Source organism: Spirosoma endbachense (assembly GCF_010233585.1).
In the GTDB taxonomy this organism is placed as follows: domain Bacteria; phylum Bacteroidota; class Bacteroidia; order Cytophagales; family Spirosomataceae; genus Spirosoma; species Spirosoma endbachense.
Genome location: NZ_CP045997.1, coordinates 5814654 through 5838291, shown reverse-complemented (window position 1 = coordinate 5838291; position 23638 = coordinate 5814654). Strand labels below are relative to the sequence as shown.

At 48.5% G+C, this 23638-nt stretch carries 22 protein-coding genes and 2 pseudogenes; 13 read left to right on the top strand and 11 right to left on the bottom strand.

Annotation, left to right across the window (positions count from 1 at the left end; translation table 11 throughout):
* The first annotated feature begins 30 nt into the window (after positions 1–30).
* The 3 genes from GJR95_RS23550 to GJR95_RS23540 all read left to right on the top strand — a co-directional run bounded on the left by GJR95_RS23550 (position 31) and on the right by GJR95_RS23540 (position 2128).
* Positions 31–240, top strand: coding sequence for a hypothetical protein (locus GJR95_RS23550; protein WP_162388189.1), 210 nt, complete (start codon positions 31–33; stop codon positions 238–240).
* A gap of 875 nt (positions 241–1115) precedes the next feature.
* Positions 1116–1523: a hypothetical protein gene (locus tag GJR95_RS23545; RefSeq protein ID WP_162388188.1), complete on the top strand. Its 408-nt coding sequence runs from the start codon at positions 1116–1118 to the stop codon at positions 1521–1523.
* A gap of 299 nt (positions 1524–1822) precedes the next feature.
* The gene (locus GJR95_RS23540) at positions 1823–2128 is read left to right on the top strand and encodes a hypothetical protein (protein WP_162388187.1); all 306 of its coding nucleotides are present in this window, start codon (positions 1823–1825) and stop codon (positions 2126–2128) included.
* A 371-nt stretch (positions 2129–2499) separates the two neighbouring features.
* Here the strand turns inward: GJR95_RS23540 and GJR95_RS23535 are convergent, their stop codons facing one another.
* The 3 genes from GJR95_RS23535 to GJR95_RS23525 all read right to left on the bottom strand — a co-directional run bounded on the left by GJR95_RS23535 (position 2500) and on the right by GJR95_RS23525 (position 3844).
* Positions 2500–2646 carry a hypothetical protein gene (locus GJR95_RS23535; RefSeq protein WP_162388186.1) on the bottom strand — a complete coding sequence of 49 codons (147 nt, stop codon included), beginning with the start codon at positions 2644–2646 and terminating at the stop codon, positions 2500–2502.
* Positions 2647–3239: 593 nt separating this feature from the next.
* On the bottom strand, positions 3240–3434 hold the full coding sequence (locus tag GJR95_RS23530; protein WP_162388185.1) for a hypothetical protein: 195 nt from the start codon (positions 3432–3434) through the stop codon (positions 3240–3242).
* Between the two features lie 107 nt (positions 3435–3541).
* A complete protein-coding gene (locus GJR95_RS23525; protein WP_232540840.1) occupies positions 3542–3844 on the bottom strand; it encodes a hypothetical protein in 303 nt (100 codons plus the stop codon).
* A 316-nt stretch (positions 3845–4160) separates the two neighbouring features.
* Here GJR95_RS23525 and GJR95_RS41715 point away from each other — a divergent pair, with 316 nt between their 5' ends.
* From GJR95_RS41715 to GJR95_RS23500, 6 genes are all read left to right on the top strand, one after another.
* The gene (locus GJR95_RS41715) at positions 4161–4310 is read left to right on the top strand and encodes a hypothetical protein (RefSeq protein ID WP_174260221.1); all 150 of its coding nucleotides are present in this window, start codon (positions 4161–4163) and stop codon (positions 4308–4310) included.
* A gap of 356 nt (positions 4311–4666) precedes the next feature.
* On the top strand, positions 4667–5038 hold the full coding sequence (locus tag GJR95_RS23520; RefSeq protein ID WP_162388184.1) for a hypothetical protein: 372 nt from the start codon (positions 4667–4669) through the stop codon (positions 5036–5038).
* Positions 5039–5183: 145 nt separating this feature from the next.
* Complete coding sequence (locus GJR95_RS23515) at positions 5184–5306, top strand: BLUF domain-containing protein (protein ID WP_162388183.1); 123 nt, start codon at positions 5184–5186, stop codon at positions 5304–5306.
* 777 nt (positions 5307–6083) lie between these two features.
* Positions 6084–6377: a response regulator gene (locus GJR95_RS23510; protein ID WP_162388182.1), complete on the top strand. Its 294-nt coding sequence runs from the start codon at positions 6084–6086 to the stop codon at positions 6375–6377.
* A gap of 342 nt (positions 6378–6719) precedes the next feature.
* Positions 6720–7745, top strand: a complete 1026-nt coding sequence (locus GJR95_RS23505) for a rod shape-determining protein (protein ID WP_162388181.1) — start codon at positions 6720–6722, stop codon at positions 7743–7745.
* A 323-nt stretch (positions 7746–8068) separates the two neighbouring features.
* The gene (locus GJR95_RS23500; protein WP_232540839.1) at positions 8069–8440 is read left to right on the top strand and encodes a transposase; all 372 of its coding nucleotides are present in this window, start codon (positions 8069–8071) and stop codon (positions 8438–8440) included.
* A 21-nt stretch (positions 8441–8461) separates the two neighbouring features.
* On the opposite strand, the gene GJR95_RS42215 is transcribed toward GJR95_RS23500, so the two are convergent.
* The 6 genes and pseudogenes from GJR95_RS42215 to dinB all read right to left on the bottom strand — a co-directional run bounded on the left by GJR95_RS42215 (position 8462) and on the right by dinB (position 14953).
* Positions 8462–8725, bottom strand: a complete 264-nt coding sequence (locus tag GJR95_RS42215) for a hypothetical protein (RefSeq protein ID WP_232541321.1) — start codon at positions 8723–8725, stop codon at positions 8462–8464.
* Between the two features lie 3 nt (positions 8726–8728).
* Positions 8729–8806: pseudogene (locus tag GJR95_RS42210) on the bottom strand (transposase); the annotation flags it as partial.
* Positions 8787–9119 carry a hypothetical protein gene (locus tag GJR95_RS42205; protein ID WP_232540838.1) on the bottom strand — a complete coding sequence of 111 codons (333 nt, stop codon included), beginning with the start codon at positions 9117–9119 and terminating at the stop codon, positions 8787–8789. The gene GJR95_RS42205 and the pseudogene GJR95_RS42210, both read right to left, overlap by 20 nt.
* 1261 nt (positions 9120–10380) lie before the next feature.
* Positions 10381–13344 carry a DNA polymerase III subunit alpha gene (locus GJR95_RS23490; protein ID WP_162388180.1) on the bottom strand — a complete coding sequence of 988 codons (2964 nt, stop codon included), beginning with the start codon at positions 13342–13344 and terminating at the stop codon, positions 10381–10383.
* A gap of 3 nt (positions 13345–13347) precedes the next feature.
* A complete protein-coding gene (locus GJR95_RS23485) occupies positions 13348–13764 on the bottom strand; it encodes a YopX family protein (RefSeq protein ID WP_162388179.1) in 417 nt (138 codons plus the stop codon).
* Entirely contained in the window at positions 13757–14953 is a 1197-nt protein-coding gene (dinB, locus tag GJR95_RS23480) for a DNA polymerase IV (RefSeq protein WP_162388178.1), read from the bottom strand. The genes GJR95_RS23485 and dinB overlap by 8 nt, the downstream gene beginning before the upstream one ends.
* Positions 14954–15217: 264 nt before the next feature.
* On the opposite strand from dinB, the gene GJR95_RS23475 reads away from it, so the two are divergent.
* Positions 15218–16015: a helix-turn-helix domain-containing protein gene (locus GJR95_RS23475; protein WP_162388177.1), complete on the top strand. Its 798-nt coding sequence runs from the start codon at positions 15218–15220 to the stop codon at positions 16013–16015.
* A 334-nt stretch (positions 16016–16349) separates the two neighbouring features.
* Positions 16350–18386, top strand: a complete 2037-nt coding sequence (locus GJR95_RS23470; RefSeq protein ID WP_162388176.1) for a beta-L-arabinofuranosidase domain-containing protein — start codon at positions 16350–16352, stop codon at positions 18384–18386.
* A gap of 515 nt (positions 18387–18901) precedes the next feature.
* Here the strand turns inward: GJR95_RS23470 and GJR95_RS23465 are convergent.
* Complete coding sequence (locus tag GJR95_RS23465; protein ID WP_162388175.1) at positions 18902–20053, bottom strand: NAD(P)-binding domain-containing protein; 1152 nt, start codon at positions 20051–20053, stop codon at positions 18902–18904.
* 602 nt (positions 20054–20655) lie between these two features.
* Here GJR95_RS23465 and GJR95_RS23460 point away from each other — a divergent pair.
* Complete coding sequence (locus tag GJR95_RS23460; RefSeq protein ID WP_162388174.1) at positions 20656–21906, top strand: P-loop NTPase; 1251 nt, start codon at positions 20656–20658, stop codon at positions 21904–21906.
* Positions 21907–22056: 150 nt separating this feature from the next.
* Positions 22057–23517, top strand: a complete 1461-nt coding sequence (locus GJR95_RS23455; RefSeq protein ID WP_162388173.1) for a hypothetical protein — start codon at positions 22057–22059, stop codon at positions 23515–23517.
* Between the two features lie 2 nt (positions 23518–23519).
* On the opposite strand, the pseudogene GJR95_RS42970 reads toward GJR95_RS23455, so the two are convergent.
* Positions 23520–23638 (bottom strand): annotated as a pseudogene (locus tag GJR95_RS42970) (IS701 family transposase); the annotation flags it as partial.

Below are 23638 nucleotides of genomic sequence, written 5' to 3'. Positions count from 1 at the left end.
GTTGGGGTACGGGCGGTCTCCTTCTTAGAAGTGGATGATCGACAAATTCTGAGCTATGTTTGTCTGGATTCAGTTATTGAGCAGGTTTATGAATTGGTGAAGGATTTTGCTGTTATGGTTCGAACTCGTCAGTCGGAGTTACTCGACAACTGGTTGGCTCGTTGTCAAACTTGCTCAGCCGTATTGCTACAGCAGTTTGGGGTTCGCCTTCATCAGAACGCCGACGCGGCAGGATTATGAAGCTGTACGAGCGGCCTTAGTCACGGCCTGGAGCAACGGCCACCGTGGCGCGGCCAAACGGAAGGACAAGTCACCCGAGTGAAGCTCATTAAACGACAGATGTATGGGAGCCAAATTAGATTTATTACGGCAACGAGTACTCTATCGATGCTCAACCACACAAAGTGCGTAAGAGCCAGGTTTTGGGGAGTATTATATAGTTCGGAACCTAACGGCTAATTCATGTAACTTTTGGGCTAATGGACAGTTCGTAAAGAATTGATCCATGAAGGCTCGATCAGCGGCTTTCGATAAGGACTCAAGGGGCAAACTTAGCCATCGACTAAGTTGACGAATCGAATAAGGAACAGGCTTGGCAGCTAAGGGAAGAACTATCCCGGCTTGCCGAGGGTAGCCTTTGACTAATCGAAAGACGCTGGACACGCTGCCCAAAAAACCTTGTTGCTTCACCTCTGCGTATAGATAAGCACTTCGTTGTTCCCCTTCCTGCCAGCGCTGTCGAATATAATCTTCAAAAGCTAAGATACCGGATGAACGACGTGGTACGCTAACTCTGGCCCTAGCTGGGTAAGTTGACCAGGTGAGGTATTTTTTTTACCGTATTGCGCGATATCTTCAATTGGGTAGCAATGCCCAGCAGTGTAGACAAATTGGAACAGATGATGCGAAAAATAATCAGCTACTGGGAGGAATGTACGTCACCTAACTATGTGTGGTAGTGCTCCTTATACCATAGATTACGGTTAATTCTTGTGACCACTTCCCTAAAAATACCCCACTCAAAAGTCATTCAGAAAATCCACCTAAGCAAGCCAGGATCCGCACCTCCAAAGAAACCTCGTTACGGATGGTGATAAATGACTAGCTTTACCGCTATGGCTCTACCCTGTTTAGACATTCAGTTCCTGAAGACTACCTCCCGAAACACGTCTTCCGGTTTAATCACCCGCTTTTGGTTTCAGTGGATTAATCGGCGCCAGCTGGGTCCGGTTACGCTTCGGCTGGATCTGCTGGATGCCGGGGGCAAAATAGTGCTTACCAGCCGCACCAAGCTGCCTAAGGTGACGGTGACCGGGTATGTGCCGGCTACGGCCAGGGAGCCTGCTTTACCCCTCTATGATTGCCCTACCGCTTTAAGCCTGGAGCGGCTTGTGGGCGATGAGCAACACCAGCCGACCGCTTTCCGGTATACAACCGAATCGGGTGCTTATAAAAAGTCGGATGTCGTCGTCGGTCTATTCCATAGCGACGGCGATGCTTTGCCTGGGCTTGGAGGCCGGTAAACGGAAGCTGCCCCATTTAGCCGTAGTCCATATAGCGGCTAAAGCGGTGTATCATCAACACATACTCCAAAAGCTATAAGCTGGCCTCTACTTGTCATTGATCGCACGCCAACGACTCGGTCTACGGTTCACTGGCTCAGGTTTAGGGGACTGGTGTTAATCAGAGAAGATGATTTTCCCTCTCCAGGGCATGAGGAGACCAAAGAGGACGAAAAATAAACATAGCTGTTGATAATTAAACAGTTACTAATTGAGAATGTGCGGTACAGCTTTAGTTGATAAGTCACCCTATAAGCGCTATGCAAATGACACCCTTTGAAGAATTTGAGGCTTTAGACCGAATATTCAATGTCATCAGAAAGTATTGGAAGCAGCGGGAAGACCAGTTCCATCCGAGGAGCCAAAAACGGCTTGAGGCTTACTTCGCCCAACATTTAGTCCGTCAGGATTTACAACTCTGGCTCCGCCTAGAGGCCCAGGATAGTTTATCTGAGTTTTTACAGAACCAGAAAACGAATGGGGAGTTCAAGTCGCTTTTAAACCAATTTAAACAAGCCGCTCATGGCCTTAGTAAATCCTGGCATCAATCACATAACCTCAATTAACTGACCCTTTTACGAACGATTCTGTTTTTATAATCAAAAAGGAAAACCTGTTGACCCACCGGAATGTCCTTTTATCGTCGGTTTATTCGATTTGAATCAAGTCGGATTCGTCTCCAATTCGTAGGAATACTACACCTTCAACTCATTTACCCTATTCACGCGTAAAAGGAGTAGCGAAGTCATTGGTTTTTATCCCCGGCTACCTCACTACTTGGCGAAGATTGGTTTTCGTTTGTCTAAAGAAGTGCTTCGAGTTCAATTGATTCCTGCTGGTGACGAGCGAACAGTTTTTCCCGCTCGCTGGATTGCTTGATTGATAGAAGCGTAACCATTCGCATTGCTGGGTGAGTAGTCCGAGTTCAGCGATTCACTCATTCGCACTGCTCAGCACCGGGGGGTAAGCGTTCAGCGCCTAATCGACGGGCTTCCCGCTGGGTCGTTAGCAACGTCTGCCACGCAACCAAATGCCGTTTGTATACCTTAATTCGGGCTTCTAGTTGGGTTATGTAGGGCATCATATTAATCGGATGTCCGGATTGTACCTACTCATCCGCACCATTGTTGAGCTACTTGTTTGCGTAGGGGCCAGGAAGTGAGGATAGGTTATTGGGTCCGTTTTTTCGAGGAAAAATTGGTTCCTGTCCGTCCCGTTTTTCAGGCATCAGTCAACCTTATTCATTAAAAAAATAGCTTACATCACGTTTTGGTGATGTAGCCGACGAGAAAAGAAGATAAGTACGGAAAACGCCGGCTTATGAATGATACCAACTACGTTTATTGTCATGGGTACAAGTTGAAAGAGAAGCTTGTAGCAGCCAATCACCCAACTGTTGGACCTCCCGGCGGCAGAATGTCGCCGGGTAGCCTGTGCCAACATTGCCTCGGTCAAACCTGGTCGGTAATCCAGCGCGGCTCAACCCCGATCGGTACGGAATTGCCATTTTTGAGTTGTAGCTGGACAATTCTAAACGGTTTCTTACCGATTTGTCTCCAGGACCAAATCCCGTTCTATATAGGTAGGAACCGCGTCCCGAATCTTGTTGCCAGTTCATCCTGACTTCACTTGCCCGATATAGACAAAAGAAGTATCGAGCCATTCCTCACCGCTCGTTTAGTACTTTCCTTTTCGGTTTTTCTTCGAGAGGGAAGCCTGAATAATTGCCCATGCTTTCACGCGTAACTGTTGATGAAGTTCCTTATCCCGGGGAACAAAGGTTGTACTTCGTAAATTATTCTTTATTGACTTTGACTCCCAGTAATTACTATCCGAGGTGTCGGGTATGGCCGTGTAAGGTGGTTTGTTCATGGTTGTTTGTTCTTGGAAATGCAAGCCTTTAGTTGCTCAACGACTGCTGAGGGCTAAATCCGCTTTAGCAATCGTCGACCCGGATGATGAAAGAAAATCAAGTCTGTTTAATAGGATGCGATTTCTCCGTTTGTGCGGATGGTTAATTCATCCTCAAACGAAACCACGACCACGGTGACATCCCGAACGCCGGGATAATCCCGCAAGAAGCGTTGGGTCGCCATTTCTTCAGAGCTGTTTAAATACGCTTTGCGGAATGGCTTGGGCGAAATGGATCCGTAGCCGGTGACAATGGTTAACGTGTTCGTGGCCATAATGAATGGATTCTGGGGCAGCCGGATGCGTAGGGCCAGCTCAATCGCCCATGTGTTTTGACTGTTGACTACTTTGTACAACTCAGGCGCGTTCAAAACGCTTTATTTATTTACCTCAGCCGGTCACAAGGGCTAAAAATTTACACCCGCTCGTCCAACTAGTAAAGTCAGAAATGAGCGCTTATCGGTTAGCCACTGAATTTAATGAAGGGGCTGACTACGGCATGAGCAGTGCCGGTTAATCGACGTCCACCGATCAAGCAACCAGGTGATGATACAGTAAGGATAAATAGGCATTCTTTCGATTCAGCTGATAAAAATAAGCAACCTATATTCCGTCCCGTTAGGTGGGATTGCCAACGAATTAGCCTACCTTCAAGCCAATTCAAAAGACCTTAACGAAACGTCAGCTATGGCCCACGAGGAAAAGAAGAACAAGAACAGCAAGAAAGTAGCCACCAAGGCAGCCAAAGTACATGGCGCACCCAAAATTCCCAAATACGAACTGAATGAAACCAGCAGTATGCCTGCCGACCTGGCGCCTAAAGCCAAGAAAAAATGACTTCGCAGGAGTATACCAGCGATCTTTGCGTAAAAAGTAAACGCGAAAAGCAGGCTGAACAGGGTATACGCTGGCTCCTTGTGTTTGGAATCCCGTGAGCCCAACCCCATAGTTAATTTGATTTGTTGTTCGGGGGCGCCGAAGATAAAGCTGAACCGGTTGGTTTCTGCCAGAGCCTTGATCCGATAATCTTTATTTAAGCAAATGTGTGGAGGGCCCTATTAAATAGACTACCTTTAAGCTGGCTCGTTCGTGCCAAGTCATTTTTCTGCCCCGCATTGGCTTCCCCATTCAGGTCGTACGTTGTTACCAGCGGCATCGCACTTTGGGTTGTTTAACCCCTAACCAATACCAGTATGCTTTCAGATAACGGGTCGGATATACCCCTTTCAAGCAACCAAAAACCTAGGCAAGTATTAAACGGCATCTGGACCGTAAATGCATTCAGGAACCGGTTGTCTCTTTACCGGGCCCGGGTGTACGAAAGTTATTACGAGTTGATTCTGCCAAACGATGGGGATGAAATTCGGCAAAACTTAGATTACAACCAAAGTGCCATGTTGGTGATCGAACGCGGTAAGCCAACCCGCATCATGACCCCTGAATCGTTTGGGAAAGGGCTATTGTTAGCAACCCTCAAAAGAGACCGGATCGTCTGCTCTCTCTTAAGCAACGTAAATGACAAGCGAGAATTTGCATTAACCGATTTAGCCATTTATCGGCGCTAATCATGGCCAGGTGACCCGACTTGCCGACGGTTTACTCCGCCCAAGTTAGTCACCAGCCGCCACCTTCTTTACCTTTATAGTTGGTGGAACAGTGCACATTTATTTCAGCTCTTCCGACCAACTCACGTAGAGAGTTAAGTTGTTGATGCTTCTTCAGCAAAGTCGACATGCCAACGTCAGGACCGGTGTTGCCGGCGTGCTGCTTTACGTGCGGGGAAGTATCGTTCAGGTGCTGGAAGGGGAAAAAGTAGCCGTTGACGCGCATTAGCAACGAATACAACAGAACCCTGGTCATACGGAAGTCACTCAGGTACCTGATCGGCTGATTCCGCAACGACTCTTCGCAGACTAATTAATGGGGTATGAGACCATTACCGGTTATCAATTGACGGATATTAAGTCGTTGGTGAATCTGGAAGGTGAGATCGCCAGCGAGCCGGGGATTTCACCTATCTTGAAAATGTTCAAAGCCTTTTATCAGAGCAATCACTATAATTAAGCAGGTTAAATTAACAGAATTGTTCCCCTTTATGCTTCTCTTCTACTTTAAAGGCGTTCATAAAACGTCCAATTCAGACTGGAAATCGCTGGCATATTTTAGAATCTGTCTGTCACATTGGGTCGATAGCGTCTTACATATAGCAGAGAGTTGAGCCTAAAAACACGTGGCCATGGATAACTGTACCGTTGGGTTTGCAACGAATGGTCGGCGAGTGTCGTTACACAAGCAGCCGATCGGTACACACAAAATTTATGTCACCCACCGCTTATGAATAAGAAGGGACCCATCATTGTCATTGAAGATGATGAGGACGACCAGCTCCTGTTAACTCAGGTAGATTAAAAAGCTAACAACTCCAAACGAAATTATCTTTTTCCAGGATCCTGGGCTACCAAAACCAGTCGAGCAAACAGCTCAGGGTGCCCACTCCTGAGCTAGTGGAGCCCTTTCAGGCTGAAGCTAACCCACGGGTAGTTGACGATTGGAATCGTCATGTCAGTACGAAGCCAGCTCAGGATACGGACTGGATGCTCAACCGGATTTGTGGATGCTCTTAAAGGCTCATTTAAAAACAGCCTACCAACTCTTCCACTGGTTCACTTTAGTGAGCCATCCAGGGCGCTTACTTATCTGCAACAGTGTGCCAGAGACCAACAACGCTTACCCCAGATGGTCCTGAATAACTTGTATCTACCCAATCTGGACGACGGCCTTCATCTATTGACTAGTTTGAAAGAACCAGCCTCCTTTTTTCGGCACCTACCCATCGTGTTGATGAGTGCCTCGATTCAAGTCCAGGATCGGCAGGAGGTTAACCGGAGAGGGGTAGGCACTTAACAAAACCGGTTCATCAGGACCATCCAGTATTACTGGCATAAAAGTGCAGCCTCTAGCCCCATACGATGACTCATAGGGGTAAAGTAGTGAAAAATCGCATCATTCGTTCTAGAAGTCAGATTGTCTTCCAGGGCGTCACTTTGGTTCAGAACTGCACGAATCACCTACCATCAACAGTCAAACGCAAATCGCTCATTAGTCTCAACCCAGGTACCAGTCAAAAAACGTCCCCCTTTTTCCGGACAAGACGCAATTGAAACAGGCTTTTTTTTCGTTAAGTCAATTAGCTTAAAAGCTTTCTGGTTACAGTATGGCTTCTGTCCGATTAAGCTTTACCCTTATATGGGACTATTTAGTTTTTTAACCAGTGACATTGCCATTGACCTGGGTACGGCCAATACATTGATTATGCACAACGGCCGAATCTTGGTGGATGAACCTTCCATTATTGCCATCGACAAACGAACCGGTAAGATCCTGGCCATCGGCCATCAAGCCATGCAAATGCATGGGAAGACCAACGAGCACATCAAAACCATTCGCCCCCTGAAAGATGGGGTGATCGCCGACTTTACAGCCGCCGAACAGATGATTCGCGGGCTGGTCAAAATGCTGCCTACCACCAACAAACTCTTTGCCGCTGCCCATCGCATAGTGGTCTCGATTCCATCGGGCATTACAGAGGTGGAAAAACGAGCCGTCAAGGATTCGTGCGAGCATGCCGGAGCCAAAGAAGTGTATATGGTCTACGAACCCCTGGCTGCCGCCGTGGGCATCGGCATTGACATCACTCAGCCTACGGGCATCATGATCATTGACATCGGTGGGGGCACCACCGAAATTGCCGTCATTGCCTTATCGGGCATCGTCTGTGAACAATCCATCCGCATTGCGGGGGACGTCTTTACCCGTGACATCGTCGATTATATGCGTCGGGAACACAATCTGCTGATTGGTGAGCGGTCGGGGGAAGAAATAAAAAAGCACATCGGTTCGGCTTTGTCTGAGCTGGTTAGTCCCCCGGCGGATTATGAGATTCGGGGTCGTGATTTAATGACGGGCATCCCCAAAGAAATTAAGGTAACGTATAGGGAAATCGCCTACTGCCTCGACCGATCGATTGCCAAGATTGAGGAAGCCACCCTGAAAGTGCTGGAAATGGCGCCCCCCGAATTATCGGCCGATATTTACACCAATGGTATCCACCTGACGGGTGGTGGAGCGCTGTTACATGGGCTGGGTGAGCGCTTAGCCGCCAAAACCCACTTGCCGGTTCAAGTGGCCGATGACCCCCTTCGCGCCGTGGTTAAAGGTACGGGGGAGTTTATCAAGGATCTGGCCAAGTACGAGTCAGTCCTGATTCGCTAAGCGGGAGCTGAAGAGGTTGATGAACCTGGGAAGTGGTGGCATCTTTATCCACCCGCTTTGGCAGTCCGATGTCTCTGGGTACGTTTAGATAAAGTAATGCTTACCAAGGTTAATCCATTGGGGAAGCGCCAAGGCTGCCAAAGGCTATCGTTCGCGGCCACCGTTCATTTAAACGTCCGTGGCTGTTGCACAACTCGAACTGGACTTTTATCCAAAGGGGATTCATGGTGATTTACCTACTTTGATTGGCCGAATTACCAGTCAAAGGACATAGAAATCGGTCCGATTATAATTTATTGGCTGTTCCCGTAACCGAGCAGGAAATGTTTATCAGTAAGTCTCGGCAAAAGACCCTTAAAAGCAAGGTCAGAAAGTCTTTAACGACTCTCCAGGAAGAGCAAAAAGCGGTCGAGCAACAGATCAGCGCACTTATTCAGGCTGACGCTCACTTGAAAGAATTGTTTGACCTAATGGTATCGGTGCCGGGTATTGGGCCCGTGATCGCTACCGAACTGCTCATCACTACGAATGAAATGCAGACGATCAATGACCCCAAAAGGCTGGCCTGCCACGCGGGTGTGGCCCCTTTTGACCGGGCCGCCGGAGCGGTACCACTCAGGAACGAGTGTACGTGGCAAAAGCAGAGTGAGTCATCAAGCGGCTGGTACTGTCGTGAAAAGCAAATTTTGAGATAGGATTTTTTTCATATCTTTGGACTACAAGTAGGACAACTCGGCTTCGGCTAATTGATCCTGTGTAGTCCCGCCGGTCGGGACTATTTTTTTATCCTTCTCGGCTCGGTTCGCCAAATACTCAGGGTCATAGTCGACTCCGTGACGCCACAAGGCGTAGGTCATTAGCAGTAATCGCTTCTGAACGGCCACGTAAGCTTTCATCTTGATGCCGCTCCGTTCGTAGACCCGCTCGTAAAGCGCTTTGCAGGTGGGTTCATTAAAACGAACGGCGTTGAATGCTGGCATATGTAGGATACGACGCAGACGGCTGTTGCCTTTCTTGGAGATGCGCGTTTTACCCAAGTGGTTACCAGACTGGTTCTCCACGACATCGTAGCCCGCGTAACTCACTAAATGGCGCTGATTGGTAAAGCCTGGCTCCGGCCACCCGGTCGAAACCGTTGGTTTCAGCCACCAGCACAGCTACTGAAAGTAGGGCCAGCCCCTTGACCTTGACTAAGGCATCCACTTTGGGTGTAAGGATGGGGTCAGCTTGGATGAGTTCTTCGATAGCCTTTTCCAGAGCGGCTAGCTGGGTGTCATAGACCGCAATAAGTTTGGCTAACTGTTTGTCAATGAAAGTACTATCGAATGCACTATGCTCCAGAGCGTGCTGCTGATTAGTAGATTGGGTCTTCAATTCCTGCAATCGTTGACGGTGCGCCGCTGCGATGTTGGCGGGTTAAGAGCCGAAGGGCGTACAGATTTTTAGAGAGTGGTTTCCAGACCGGCACTTGCTGTTCCAGACCCATCCGAGACAAGCCTTGGGCATCAATTTTGTCATTTTTGGACAGCGCCGGCTGCCCGGTTGTAGCCCAAGCTCTTGAAATAATATTTGGCTTTGTTTGGCAGCAAGATACTGACGGCTTGATCTTGCTGATGAAGATACCAGGCCACCGCTTCGTGGTAGACACCGCAGGGCCGCCTGTGCGGTCGATTCCATCAGGTAAGTTAGGGGTAAGTCTAGCTTACGATGACGAGCGACCCAGTTCAGTAAAGCGGAGAAGCCAGTTGGTTTATTGACCACTTTAGTGGTGGCTTTCACCGTCACCCGACCGGTTTGATCAATAACCGATAGGCAAACTTGAAGCGTGTCTTTGCCGCGCGACGTCCGCTGATGTCCAGCCCCACGCAGTAACGAAGAAAGGATTGCATAAACAAGCATGATAAAAGTGGATAATGAAGTCACCTGACGACTTTCCTGGCCCTGGCACATCGATAGCAGATCACAAGACTGGCTTGCGTCTATGGGTACTGTCGGAGCTTATTGGAAAGGGACAAGAGTGCCAGCACAACCAGCCTGTTCAAGATCACCGGAAGGTGTCTCAGCGGCCGACCCGAGGTACTGGCAACCCGTGTCAGGTCTTACTCAAAAATTGCACTTTTTCTGACAACCTCAAATCAAAACAAAGATATGAGCGGCCGACCGTCCGCAAACGGTTGAAATCCTTGCTTCATATGGGCACCATGTCGGCCATCCAGGTTAAAGCCGGGCTGCCGGTGCCGGGAACTCCAGGACTACTACCTGCGTAAACTTGGCGAGGGTAAGCATACAATGCTGCCGGGCCGCTCTAAACACAGTACGTAACAAACTGATTCACCGCATTTATGCTGTGGTTCGTCGGGGTGGAAAATATGACAAAAATTATGTCTCTCTCCTTGCTTGAACTATAGAAATCGGCCCGGCGTATAGGTTTGTCATCAACCCCATTCATGACTAGTACGTATAAACTATAAATTGGAAGACCACTAGCTTTTAACTACTTCTGAGTTGATAAATCTATTTCATGGAGTGATTTTGGTCTTTAGTTTCATTCAAACAGCACGTGACGGATAGTAGACAGGGTCGTCTGAGCGGGCCAATTCGGCAAAACTACCCAATAGAGGGCGTTGGCACTTATTTAACCTAATCTCGGATCAGCCTGTATGGCGCATTTTTCCAATCGTTTCACCTCCAGACTGGGAAAGCCAAATTCCAGCACCACTTTGCCTTCCAGTTGATACAGACCATAGCCTCGTAAAGGGAACAAGGCTAGTGTATGCGGAAAATGGGTGGTATCAAAATATGAACCCTGCTCATCGACAAAATAGCCAAATACCATTGGTTTGCCGTTGCGGGCTGTGATCCGTTTGTAGGTGACCAGATAACCCGTGATACGGATCCACTCGCCGACATGGCTGGCCAGCTCGGAGGCTTGTATGCCACTCACCGGTTCAGCAAGCAGCCGGAAGGGGGAAGAGAGCGAAAAACCCAGCAGCTCCATCTCATCGTAGATGTCTTCCAGCGGGTCCTGCCACAAGGTTGGTAGGGCCCAGTAGAGTTCTGGCCAGTCGAACAGATCGGCCACGCCCTGATGGTGCACATAGTTGTTCACCAGGGCGTGGGCCTGCCAGAGCAATTCTTTCTTAGTCACGCCCAAGCTGCGAAACACGCCCACTCGGATCAACAGGATCAATTGCTCCAGGCCAATAGGTACCTGGCGTGTAAATTCATCCAGGCTAAGAAAAGCCTGCTCGCTACGCTGCGCCAGCATAGCCGTGACGACCGCTTTTTCCAGTCCCTTGATGTGGATAAAACCCAGCCAGATCGTCTTTCCCTCCAGTCGAGTCAGGTAGTGGCTTTGGTGTACATCCGGCGCTTCAATCCGCGCACCGTAGCGACGGGCTTCGTGTACATAAAACTCCGTACTGTAAAAGCCCCCAAAATTGTTAATAACGGCAGTCATGAACTCCAGCGGATAGTGGGCTTTCAGGTACAGACTCTGGTAGCTCTCCACGGCAAAGGAAGCCGAATGGGCTTTGGAAAAGGAATAACCCGAAAAACTCTGGATCTGTCGCCACACCTCCCTGGTGACTGCTTCGCTATAGCCTTTTGCCTGGCAGTTGGCGAAAAATGTTTCCTCAATGCGGGCCAATTCGGTCTTCCCCCGCTGTTTACCCGACATGGCCCGCCGTAAGACATCGGCGTCCGCCAGACTCAGCCCCCCAAAATGGTGGGCCACCTTCAGCACATCCTCCTGATAGATCATTACCCCATAGGTTTCGGCAAGCAACTCTTGCATCCGGGGATGAATTGGCGTATAACTGGTGGGGTTATGATGGCGCCGGATGTATTCAGCCATCATCCCCGAAGACGCTACGCCCGGCCGAATGATACTGCTGGCCGCTACCAGCGTGCGGTAATCCAAACAACCCAGTTTCCAAATCAGTTGTCGCATAGCAGGGGATTCGATATAAAAACAACCCATCGTCTCATGGGCCAGCAGTTGCTGGCGAACTGTCTCATCCCGCTTGAAATCCTGAATCCGATGAATATCGACCGATACCTGCCGGTTGACCCGTACCCACTCAACTGCTTCCTTGATGTGGCCTAACCCTCGCTGGGAGAGCACATCCCATTTGGCAAAGCCGATAGCCTCGGCTACGTACATATCGAATTGACACAGAGGGAACCCCTTGGGCGGCATCTCCAGAGCGGTGTACTGATAAAGGGGTTGCTGGGCGATCAGAATACCCCCCGCATGAATGCCCAGGTAATTGGGGAAATCTTCCAGTAGAGGGGCATACCGCAGAATATACCGCATGTATTCCCCTTTGAGATCGGGTTCCTGGCTGGCCGTTCCCGGACTGGCGTGCCCCGGACCGTTGATCAGGCTGTCCAGTTCCGCTTTGGGTAATCCAAAAACCTTACCCAGTTCCCGATAGGCTGCCCGATCCCGGAAAGTGACGTACGTGGCCATCAAACAGACGTGCTCCTGCCCATACGTCTTGAAAATATAATCCGTGAGCTCATCCCGATCGGACCAGCTAAAGTCCAGGTCAAAATCGGGGGGAGAGCTCCGGTTGGGGTTGATAAAGCGTTCGAAATACAGATCCAGTTCAATGGGGTCAACATCGGTAATGCCCAGGCAATAGGCTACAATGGAGTTGGCACCGGAGCCCCGGCCGACATGATAATAGCCCCGACTATGGGCGTAGGTGATGATGTTCCAGGTGATCAGAAAATAGGCCGTAAAATTTAGCTGGTCGATGATGGCTAATTCTGACTCGACTCGCTGGAGGGCCTCACCAGGTTCCGGGCCATAGCGATCCCGTAGCCCATCTTCGGCCAGTTTGCGCAGGAGAGCGATATCATCCGCCCGGCTGGGTGTATACAGCTGACGATTCTTGGATGAGTCAAAATCAAAGGCAAATGAACAGCTATCCAGCAGGGCCTGGGTGTTGGCGAGTACCATCGGCCAGTCCCGAAAACTGGTTTGTAGCTGATCGGGGGTTGGCCAGTATTCATCCGTACGGATCGTTTCCCGCTCCGCCAGATGCGCCAGTAAACAGTTGTGGTCGATTGCCCGCAGCAGCTTATGCAGGTTGTAGTCCGTCTTGTCCAGGTAAGTAATCGGCTGAAGCACTACGACCTGGTCGGCCCGCAGCGTCTGCCGGTAGCGCCACAGCCGACTCACCTCGGATGGGCGAACGCCAATCCGTTCATGGGCGGCCAGCCCGCCCAGCCGATCCAGCTGATCCAGCGGATAGATGACGTAAGCGTGCTGAAACGAGGGCGCTTTGGCCGGAAAGTCCTGATGGGTAAGCAGATACTGGGATACAAATCGATTGATCTCGGCAAAGCCCTCGGTATTGCGAGCCAGACAGATATAGCGGAGTTGCTGGTGCGATCGGATTTCGATGCCCACCACGGGTTGAATACCCAATCGAAGGCAGTGCTGCACAAAATCAAACACCCCCGAGATTGTATTAATATCGGTCAGCGCCAAATGGGTCACGCCAAGTCGCTGCGCGTGCTGTACCAGCGCTTCGGGGGAAAGTGTACCATAGCGCAACGAATAATAGGAGTGTGCATTAAGATACATCCGTTAAGTCAGCGAAAATACCCCCTCCTGGAGGATGAGGTGGGAATCTTCCAGGCAATTCCCCACAATACGGACCGTTTTAGCCAGCAGACGATCCAGCGACAGTGAGAAACCCGGCGAATGGGCCAGCACCAGCTGGTATCCGCAGCGTTCCAGGTCAGGCTGTACAACCCACAATTGCTGATTGACCTGAACGATATCCTGCTCATAGAGCAGGGTTCCCTGCCGGTCAGGCTGGCCGACCGACAGCATCAGCTCCCAGGGGGAGGTAGGCTCGTACCGGCGTTGATCCAATGGGTTTACCCGGTTGATCAGCACCAGCGCATCCTCCAGCCAGACGGTCGCGAACTGTGGCTGAAGGGCTAAATGGGGGAAATAATACATGGATTCCCCATCCCAGATACGGCAGTGTTTAGTCATGAGAACGTTCGGTTAAAAAGGGTTGGTTCGCCCGGTGGACAATGGGTTCACCGTGTTTGCTCTTGAGCTGATCCAGATGGGGGTAGAGATTGCTCTGTTTGGTACTCGACACTGCTCCTGATTCATCAAAGAGGCTCAACTGCTGGGCTCCCCGAATGAGTTTGGAAAAACTCACCCCAATGAGTCGGAGCAATACCCGGCGTTTATAGAGTGCCTGGAATGCCTTTACGGCTGCCGGGATCAGCAGGTGATCGGCTGATGTCGGCGACAGGGTAATCTGGCGGGTAAAAGTCTGAAAATCGGAATACCGAATTTTGATGGTTATCCGCGCCGTACACCAGCCCCCTTGCCGCAGCTGGAATCCCAGGCTTTCAACCAACCGACTCAGCGTGGCCTGTAGTAACTGGGAGTCGGCGGTATCGGACTGGAAGGTCATTTCTTTACTCATGGCTTTCTGGCGGTCAAAGGCCAGCACCGGGGAGGGGTCGATGCCATTCGCCCGCTCCCAGAGCATGACCCCTGGTTTACCGAACGTACGCTCCAGCAGCCGGCGGGGAATCTGAGCCAGGGTGCCCAGCCTGGTCACGCCCATGCAACGCAGGGTGTGGGCCAGTTGAGGACCAATGCCCGGCAGTTTCGCCACCGGCAGTATTGCCAGATAGGGCTGAACGTCTGACCCCGCTAACTGGTAGCCGCCATCGGGTTTGACTTCATTGGCGACGACCTTTGCGACTGTTTTATTTACGGACAGGCCCCAGCTGACCGACAGCCCGGTTTCGGCGACGAGCGTCTGCTTGAGCTCCTGCGACCATTTCCGACAACCCACATAGCAATCCATCCCGGTCATATCGACATAAAATTCGTCAATCGACGCCTTTTCAAACACAGGGGCCCGCTCCCGTATGATGGCTGTGAGCATCGTGGAATACTGATTGTAGGCCTGAAAATCGCCTTTGACAACGACTGCCTCGGGGCATAGCCGACGCGCCATTCGCATGGACATGCCGGATTGAACGCCGAAACGACGGGTTTCGTAACTGCAGGCGCTGACTACGCCCCGGTCGCCTACGCCCCCAATCAGGAGCGGGCGTCCAGCCAACTGGGATTGCCGAAGTCGCTCCACCGACACAAAGAAGGAATCCATGTCCAGATGCAGAATATGCCGGGAATCAGTTGAACCAGCGATCATATCATACCAGGGTAACGAGAGTTAAATTTTTCTCCATCAGGATGCAGATTCGGTGATGTCGAAAATCAGACAAATATATGTCGAAATATAATACATTAATAATGTCGATTATTCGACATTATTAAAAAAAGATGATTTTGGCATTATATGGCCTATTTACATCCATCGATAAAGTGGATCAACTGTTTACAGATGTAAATTTTTTCGACAGTTTGCTAGGCAAATTGACTCGAAATGTCTAGTTTTGTCTAGACTAATGAACCCATGTATATAGCTGACAATCTGGTAGTTCTACGCAATTACCACAAACTTACCCAGGTCGAAGTAGCACAATTGATCGGTATCGGTCGAACGACACTAACGGGCTACGAAAAGGGAGAACACTATCCCACCATCGATGTAGCCATTCAGATTGCCACACTCTATAAAGTGACGGTGGAAGCCCTGTTGTATAAACCCATGCGTGCCATGAGCCCCCGTCAACTGGAGAAATTTATTGCGACGCCCGACCCGGTACTGAGCGGTCAGCTGCTTCAGGTGCGGGAAGTGGTGACCTCGGTCGGGCCGGACAATGAAGAAAACATTGAACTGGTGCCCCTTCGGGCAACTATGGGCTATGTGAGTGGTGGTTACCAGGATGAGCAGTTTATTGCCTCATTGAGTACGTTTCGGTTGCCCTTACCGGATATATCCCGAAACCGGAAATACCGGTTGTTTCCAACGGAAGGCGAGTCGATGTTGCCTATCCCATCGGGGGCCTATGTACTGGGAGAATACATCGAAGACTGGTATAGTATTAAAGATGGTACCGGCTGTGTCGTTGTATCGACCGATGGAATCGTCATCAAAAAGATCACTAATGAGCTGGCCGCGAAAAGCCAGTTGCGGCTCCATTCCCTGAATCCAGCCTTCACCCCTTACGAGCTGAACGTGAGCCATATCCTGGAATTGTGGAAGTTTAAGCTATTCATCAGCCTGGATTTTCCGGATGCCGAACCGAGTCTGAGCACCATTTTGGGCGAGATTCGGCAGATCAAAGAGTTGGTACAGCCTGCTCGGTAATTCTTGATTGGCCAACATTTCTATAAAAACCCAGGATTAATCAGGCCATGTCAGTAACTGCTGCGTTGCAAAGCAGTTACTGACATGGCCGATAGGAGTAAACTGTTATGATCCAGTACAATCCCTGGCATGCGTCGCTGAATAGGTACTAACAGGATACTACTGCCCAAGATGTAAGTCGGAGGTGACGGGGGACGTAAGAACCGTTAAAAGGAGCTATTGAATCGTGCCAAATAGAGTAAAAAAAGGCTACTTCTGACTCCTACAGGCGAGTCATTGGTTAGATCTGAATCAATTTGATGCTTCAACCGCCTTACCGAGTTCATTTGTCATTATGAAAGTTAATATGACCCTTCTGGTTCTTTTGGTAAGCTTAGCCCAAACCGTACAGGGACAGGTTAACACGAACCAGAAATACCTAACCACCTACCTGCCGAGTCGGGCACCGTTGCGGCAAAATCCGTATATGGAACTACCCTTAGGCGCCATTAAGCCCCAAGGTTGGCTAAAGGAAATGCTGATGCGCCAGAAACAGGGGGCTACCGGCCAGCTTGATGCGCTTTATCCACTAGTGATGAACCAGCGCAATGGTTGGTTAGGTGGCAATGGTGACCAGTGGGAGCGAGGCCCCTACTGGATTGATGGACTTTTGCCGCTCGCGTATATCCTGAATGATCCCGAGTTGATTGCCAAAATCAAACCCTGGATCGAATGGGCCATCCATAGCCAGCAGCCGGACGGTTATTTCGGACCACTTCGGGACTACGGGCCCGAGCCGGGTCTTCAACGCGATAACAGCCGCGACTGGTGGCCTAAAATGGTTATGCTTAAAGTCTTAAAGCAATATTATTCGGCCACCGGCGATCAACGAGTCATTACCCTAATGACTAATTACTTTAAGTACCAACTACAGGAATTGCCACAGAAACCGCTTGATCATTGGACTTTTTGGGCCAAATATCGGGGAGGAGACAATTTGATGATGGTCTATTGGCTGTATAGGGTTACCGGAGACGCGTTCCTTCTTGAATTAGGAGAACTGATCCATAAACAAACGTTTGATTATACCCACGCGTTTTTGACCACTCCCTTACTCTCGACGCTCAACAGCATTCACTGTGTCAACCTCGCCCAGGGCATAAAAACACCGGCTATTTATTATCAACACCATCCCGAGCAAAAATATCTGGACGCCCTAAACAAGGGTTATGACGACTTACGAGCCTATAATGGTATGGCTAACGGTATGTTCGGGGGCGACGAGGGGCTACACGGTAATAATCCCACGCAAGGCTCGGAATTATGCTCGGCTGTCGAAATGATGTTTTCCCTGGAAAGTACGCTGGAAATAACGGGTGAGGTAAAATACGCCGATAAGCTGGAAAAAATTGCCTTCAATGCCTTGCCGGCACAGACGATGGAGGATTACCTGACCCGCCAGTATTTCCAACAAGCCAATCAGGTGATGGTCACCCGGCATGCCCGTAATTTTATTGAGGATGGCAACCACCAGGGCACCGATCTGGTATACGGCCTGCTGACTGGTTATCCTTGCTGCACGTCCAACATGCACCAGGGTTGGCCCAAGTTTACCCAGAATCTTTGGTACGCAACACCCGATCAGGGCCTGGCCGCCCTGGTGTATTCCCCCAGCGAAGTAAACGCAGTTGTGGCCGGGGGTAAGAAAGTAGCCATCAAAGAAGAGACCACTTATCCCTTTGGCGAAACCATTCGATTTACGCTTAAGACAGATCAGAGCCAATCCATTTCCTTTCCGTTCCATCTGCGTATTCCTGGCTGGTGCCGCAAAGGATCGGTTAAAATTAATGGCAAAGTAGTACTGGAGGCCGAAGGCAATCAGCTGGTGAAAGTAAATCGGCCCTGGAAAAACGGAGATGTGGTCGAATTGGCTTTACCGATGCACCTGTTTACAAATCACTGGTATGAAAACTCCATGTCCGTCGAACGCGGTCCATTAACGTATGCTCTTAAAATAGGAGAAGTGGTAAAGAAAGTTGATAATCTGCTCGACCCGGCTAAATTTGGCAAGACCTATTACGAAATACAACCTGGTACTCCCTGGAATTATGGTTTATTTGAGACGTCTGCACCTAAAATAGAGCAGCATTACCAGGTAGACCAGAAGGGAGACGTTTCCGCCTATCCCTGGAATCTGACCAACGCGCCAATACAGATAAGGACCAAAGCCAGGCGAATTCCTTCCTGGCGAGTCTATAATGACATGACAGGCCCTATCCCTTTTAGTGCCATACCCGGTATAGCGTTAGCGGATGAGGAAGAAGTCGTCCTGGTTCCTTACGGATGTACCAAGCTTCGAATTTGTCAATTTCCCGTTGTTGGTTCAAAGTAGATAATATATTTAATACTCGATAGCAGACGACGGATGGCATGGGATAGGAATTTAGTGAGTTTGTTCGCCTGTGTTGTCTGATTAACAACTTGTTAGTTGCTAAAAGCTCAAAAAAGCATCACGGCCCAGCTTTACTTTCCTTGTCAGGAATTCGTCATGCAACAGCCTGTTCCGGGTTGATCCTGACGAATTACCCTGACCTGCTGCAGGATATCTGTGTCATGGTTCACCTGTTCAGCTTGCCAATGCCAATAATGATAGTATAGTGACCTTGTCTGCTAAAACCAATCCGACCGCCGAAGCGTCGCACCCTCTAACTTCCGAATAGACATGTTTGGGGTGCATTTGCAGTAAAGCTTCGGAAGTGTGCGCTCTAATTGTGTCGTTTGATTCGAAAGCAGACAGAGAGAAAGAAGAATAAGGACGATCGAAGCGATAGAGACCTTTCTAACTTCATCACGGCCCTGGGCTAAGAGAAAAAAGTAAGGATTGACCACAATCCCTCTCGGACGCTCTCAGGCAGTGGATGCCACAAGGGCCTGCCCGATCAAGTGGGCAGCGGTGCGGACCCCAACGGTAAAACCAAAAAAGGGGCCAAAGCTTTGACCGGCAGCAAAGCTGCTGAAGTACAAGCCTGGAACGCTGCTTTGAAACTGGTGATCCAGTAAGGGAAATCCATTTAAGGTGTTCAATGCTGCCTGAATTGATCCCGAGAGGAAGGGTAAGCGAGATACATCGACCTGGTAACCTGTTGCCAGGATGACCGCATCTATAGCCAGCTGCTGAGTAGAACTTAAGCCTATCCGAAGCGAATGATCCGTTTGTTGGCTTACCCATACGACCTCCGTGCGCGGGTAGAGGCTAATCTCAGGCTGATAAATACGCTTTTCAAGCCAAGGTTCTACCTTCAGTCGTCCCTCTGCCCATAGCTTATAGCGATACTGCTGCTGTTGCTGGGCTGATAAGCGGCTAAACCAGTCCGGTTGGCCAGCCATTTGCTCGACAATCGTTTCGACCCAGGACCAATTTGCTTCCTCAAAGCGGGGCGTTTCGTGACGGTAACTGATGTGAACCTGCTGGGCACCGGCTTCCCGCAGTAAAGCGGCCGACTCGAAGGCACTCTGTCGGCCACCAATCAGTAAAACCCGCTTACCCCGATAGTCGCTCATAGTAACCGCATCGCAGCTATGTTGAAAACAGCCCGCTGGTAATAGGGCTACCAGCTCAGGGGGATAACAGGCAAAATGCTCGAAGCCTGTAGCCAGCACGACATTTTGGGCCTGAATGGTATGGCCATTAGCTAACTCGGCGGTAAATGAGCCATCCTTCTGATGTAAATGCTGGACATAGGCTGGTATGACGGGGATGCCGGCCTGTTTGCGGAACCAGTCCACATAGGCAATATAGTGCTCCCTTGAAATGGGTGTCGTCGGCAGCCGGCATGGATCATGCAAAGTCAGGAAAGCGTCGATGGTCCATCTATGATCAGGATCGATGTACCAGTTAGCATTTGAGCGGAGTAACATTCCCTGAGGCATATGTTGTTTCCAGAACTCCATGGGTTTGCCAACGACTTGGTAAGCATAGCCACGTCGCTGTAAATAAGCGGCCAGGCCAAGGCCAAAGGGGCCCGCGCCGACAATGAGAGTACTGGTTGAGTGATTCATAAGGCGGGGTTTTGGGCTTATTCAAAGGGTTTAAACTTACAAAACAATGAATAGCTCAGCAAGGGCCAAACCGTACTTCCCTCAATACGGATGCGTTGTGGTCTGGTCGGGTTTATTAACCGATCTGCATGTTAACTGTTGCTATGAGGATGGTGGTCGTTTTTAAATCAGAAGCTCAATCAGGTTTAGAGCGCGTCATCAACCAGGTTTGTGCATATTGGTCAGAAGCCGTACGATTCCCTTTTTTACCCAAAGCAGTCAACTTGTTATTCGGAGGTTTAAACGAACGGTTTTTTGGGTAGACAATTCTGGAATAAAGCTTTCATTGAAAGCAAATTATGATCTTGACACCTAATTTTATAAGATTATCAAACAGTGCAATATACCAGACACAGTCTCTAACATTAGTTGATCTGTTGCACTCAGATCAAGGATGTCGGCAGGCACAATACTATAGTTAGGTTTATAACTCTTCATACTTTAATGTAAGGTATTGTACCTCCTCGCCAGCAATTTGTTAGGGATATACCAATTTACCGTAGCGATTCTTTGCCAGTCTATAGTATAACTATTTATCTTACGATTAATCACGTATTCACACCATGCCAATCGTAGAAACGGCCCTCGCTTTCGTAGGCGTCTATTATGCTGATGCTATCATTGGTTTTACCCAGGATAGACTAAAGGGCGCTGCCCAAAAACGACTCGATAAACTTCAGTCCGTACTGAGTCAGCGCAGTATTCCCATTAATCATGACATTCAGAAAGCAGTACGTCAGAGTCACCTTGAAGCCGGGTTGCAGGCCGCCCGGTGGGGAAGATCTCAGTGGAAATTCGAACCGGGCGACCAGGAAGGCGCTTATTGGGAAGCTGATGCAGCCTATCGGCTAATTATCGATTACCTGGATGCAGAATTGTATCGTTTCAAAGACGATAGCTACATTCCAAATTCGATCGCAGTGAGCGAGGTAATTCATCTAAATTTTAGCCAATCTGCAACTGAAATTCATCGAAATGCCGCTGAATCCATTCGACAGCACGTACTGGATGAACTACTACGGGAATTAGAGGCTCATTTGCGGAGTCGAAAATACGCGCGCGTTCTCCCTAAAGACTTTCGCCGAGCTGTGCTGGAAGGATGGGCAGATAATGGTAAAAATTTGACAGTCTTTGACGTAATGTGCGACTATTTTCATGAGTATGTTAAAACCAACGAACGGCTGCGAACCATCATTCAGTTGGAATGGCTGGCGGACGTAAAGACGGATGTTAATCAATTGACCAACCTGGTGCATGAACTTAATGATGATTTTATAGAAACCTATGGCAAAATTCCGGCCTATTTTGAAGAGATTCAGAAAACGATTTTAACAGAAATAAAAACCCTGAAAAATGAGCAGCCAATTAGTACCGCTCAGGAAGGTATTTGGCAACAACTGACGTCCGCAGATTTTCGACCTATTGAAATCGATTATGTTAAAAAATATTATGAAGGTCATGATCCAGTCTGGCCACTAATAAAAAAATTTACATTTAAACGTGATCGCCAGGACCATATCATTGACCACTTGGAAGGCGAAAGTGCCTGCATTATTACGAGTGCAGGAGGTGAAGGTAAATCAACATTACTCCATCAACTTGGCATTTATTATTTTGAGAAAAACGTTCAGGTTTTTTATAATTTCCACCCTGTCGGCGATGTTGACACTGCTATTGCCGAGAAAGCTATTCGTCAGGACACCGTATTAATTATAGATCACGCCGAGCAGGTGCTGAACTTGCCTGCACTACTTATTAAGGCAGCCTATAATCGACGCCTTAAAGTAATTCTGGCATCCCGTAAGAATGAATGATTTCACTATTTAAATCAGGAGAAAAACCGCCCCCACAAACTGGATATAATAAAATATACAGGTAATCAGGAATTTACACTTGGGAAGCTATCGCCAGCTGAAATTAATGCATTATCAAACACGCTTATTAAAAGCAAAATCGGATTCGGTTTGAGTAAAGCAGACCTGGTACAACTTCTGAACGATAAGAGCAATGAGTTTCTGCTCTCAAAAATGCTACCCATTTCTAAGGGTAAAAATTTAGAGGCTATTTTAACAGATGTAGTACAGAAGATTTATAGCTGGGACAAGGATCACGGAATTGAAGCTCTGAAAGCATTGGCAATAATCATTATGATTGAGTTGCGAGCTTCTCCGAAAGCTAGTCCTCTCTACTGCTCTGAAACCTTTCTCAAGGTTTGTCTTAAAGAAATACCCGTGGAAAATTTAGATAAAGTTTATCCAAAAATTAAAGGGTATCTTTTGGAAGAAGCACCTATCCAGAGTAGCAGTTTAAAAGTGGTAACGCGCAACCCAATTATATCTAAGTTTTTTTTTAAAATCCTCTTCGACGCAGAAGACAGCCTGTTGGATGAGACTGACATCGTATTGTCAATCATGCATGCAGCCCTAAAAGAAGGAACGAGTTTTGGGCCGCTAAGATCATTTGGACAATATCTGCTGATTAACCTTCCTTATAACTATATAGATATTAACCCAGAGGTAGGCAGAATACTTTTTAGTTTTGCTTTTCAAAACAATTTTATTTCCAGCAGATGCCTTGTTTGGCTGAAAGCAGAGCTTAAAGCGGGTAACATTGGGGATTACCACATCGAAAACTCCGCCAAATGGATTTGTAAATTAGCTGCTGAGAAAACTTCCGACGAACAGATCTATATAGCGTGGATCGCTTTGGAGCGCGAAGTAGGTAACATTGGAGATTACCACATCGAAAACTCCGCCAAATGGATTTGTAAATTAGCTGCTGAGAAAACTTCCGACGAACAGATCTATATAGCGTGGATCGCTTTGGAGCGCGAAGTAGGTAACATTGGAGATTACCACATCGAAAATTCCGCCCGATGGATTTGTAAACTAGCTGCCGAGAAAACTTCCAGCCCACACATTTATTATGCCTGGATAGCCCTGGAACGCGAAGCAGATAACATTGGAGATTACCATATCGAAAATTCCGCCCGATGGATTTGTAAACTAGCTGCCGAGAAAGCTTCCTATGAACAGATTTATTATGCCTGGATAGCCTTGGAGCGTGAAGCAGGTAACATTGGGGATTACCATATCAAAAACTCCGCCCGCTGGATATGCAAAACCTCATATGAAAAGTATAAATCAAGTAACATTTTGTATCAGTGGACTTTAACGGAGTTGAGACAGAAAAACTATGGAAACTACAAAACTGTAAACTCTGCTCGGTGGCTTTGTAAAGAAGCATTTGACAAAAGAACAGTCAAAGCCGAATTCAACATTAAGATACTATCGATTTGGATACTTTTAGAATATCAGGCTGACAATATTGGTGATAAACATACTCCATATTCAGGCCAATGGCTACTATTCTATTTTTACGAAAAAATGAAAGTATCAGATTATAAAGATTATATTAATAACTGATGTTACGCCAACTCCATTTGTGGATGTTGGCTGAGTTGATTTTTGAGGACGGCCAGTTCCGCAAAAGCCGCTTGCAGGGCTTTGAGGTATAACCGCCCTTTCAAGGCAAAATGATTGGTAT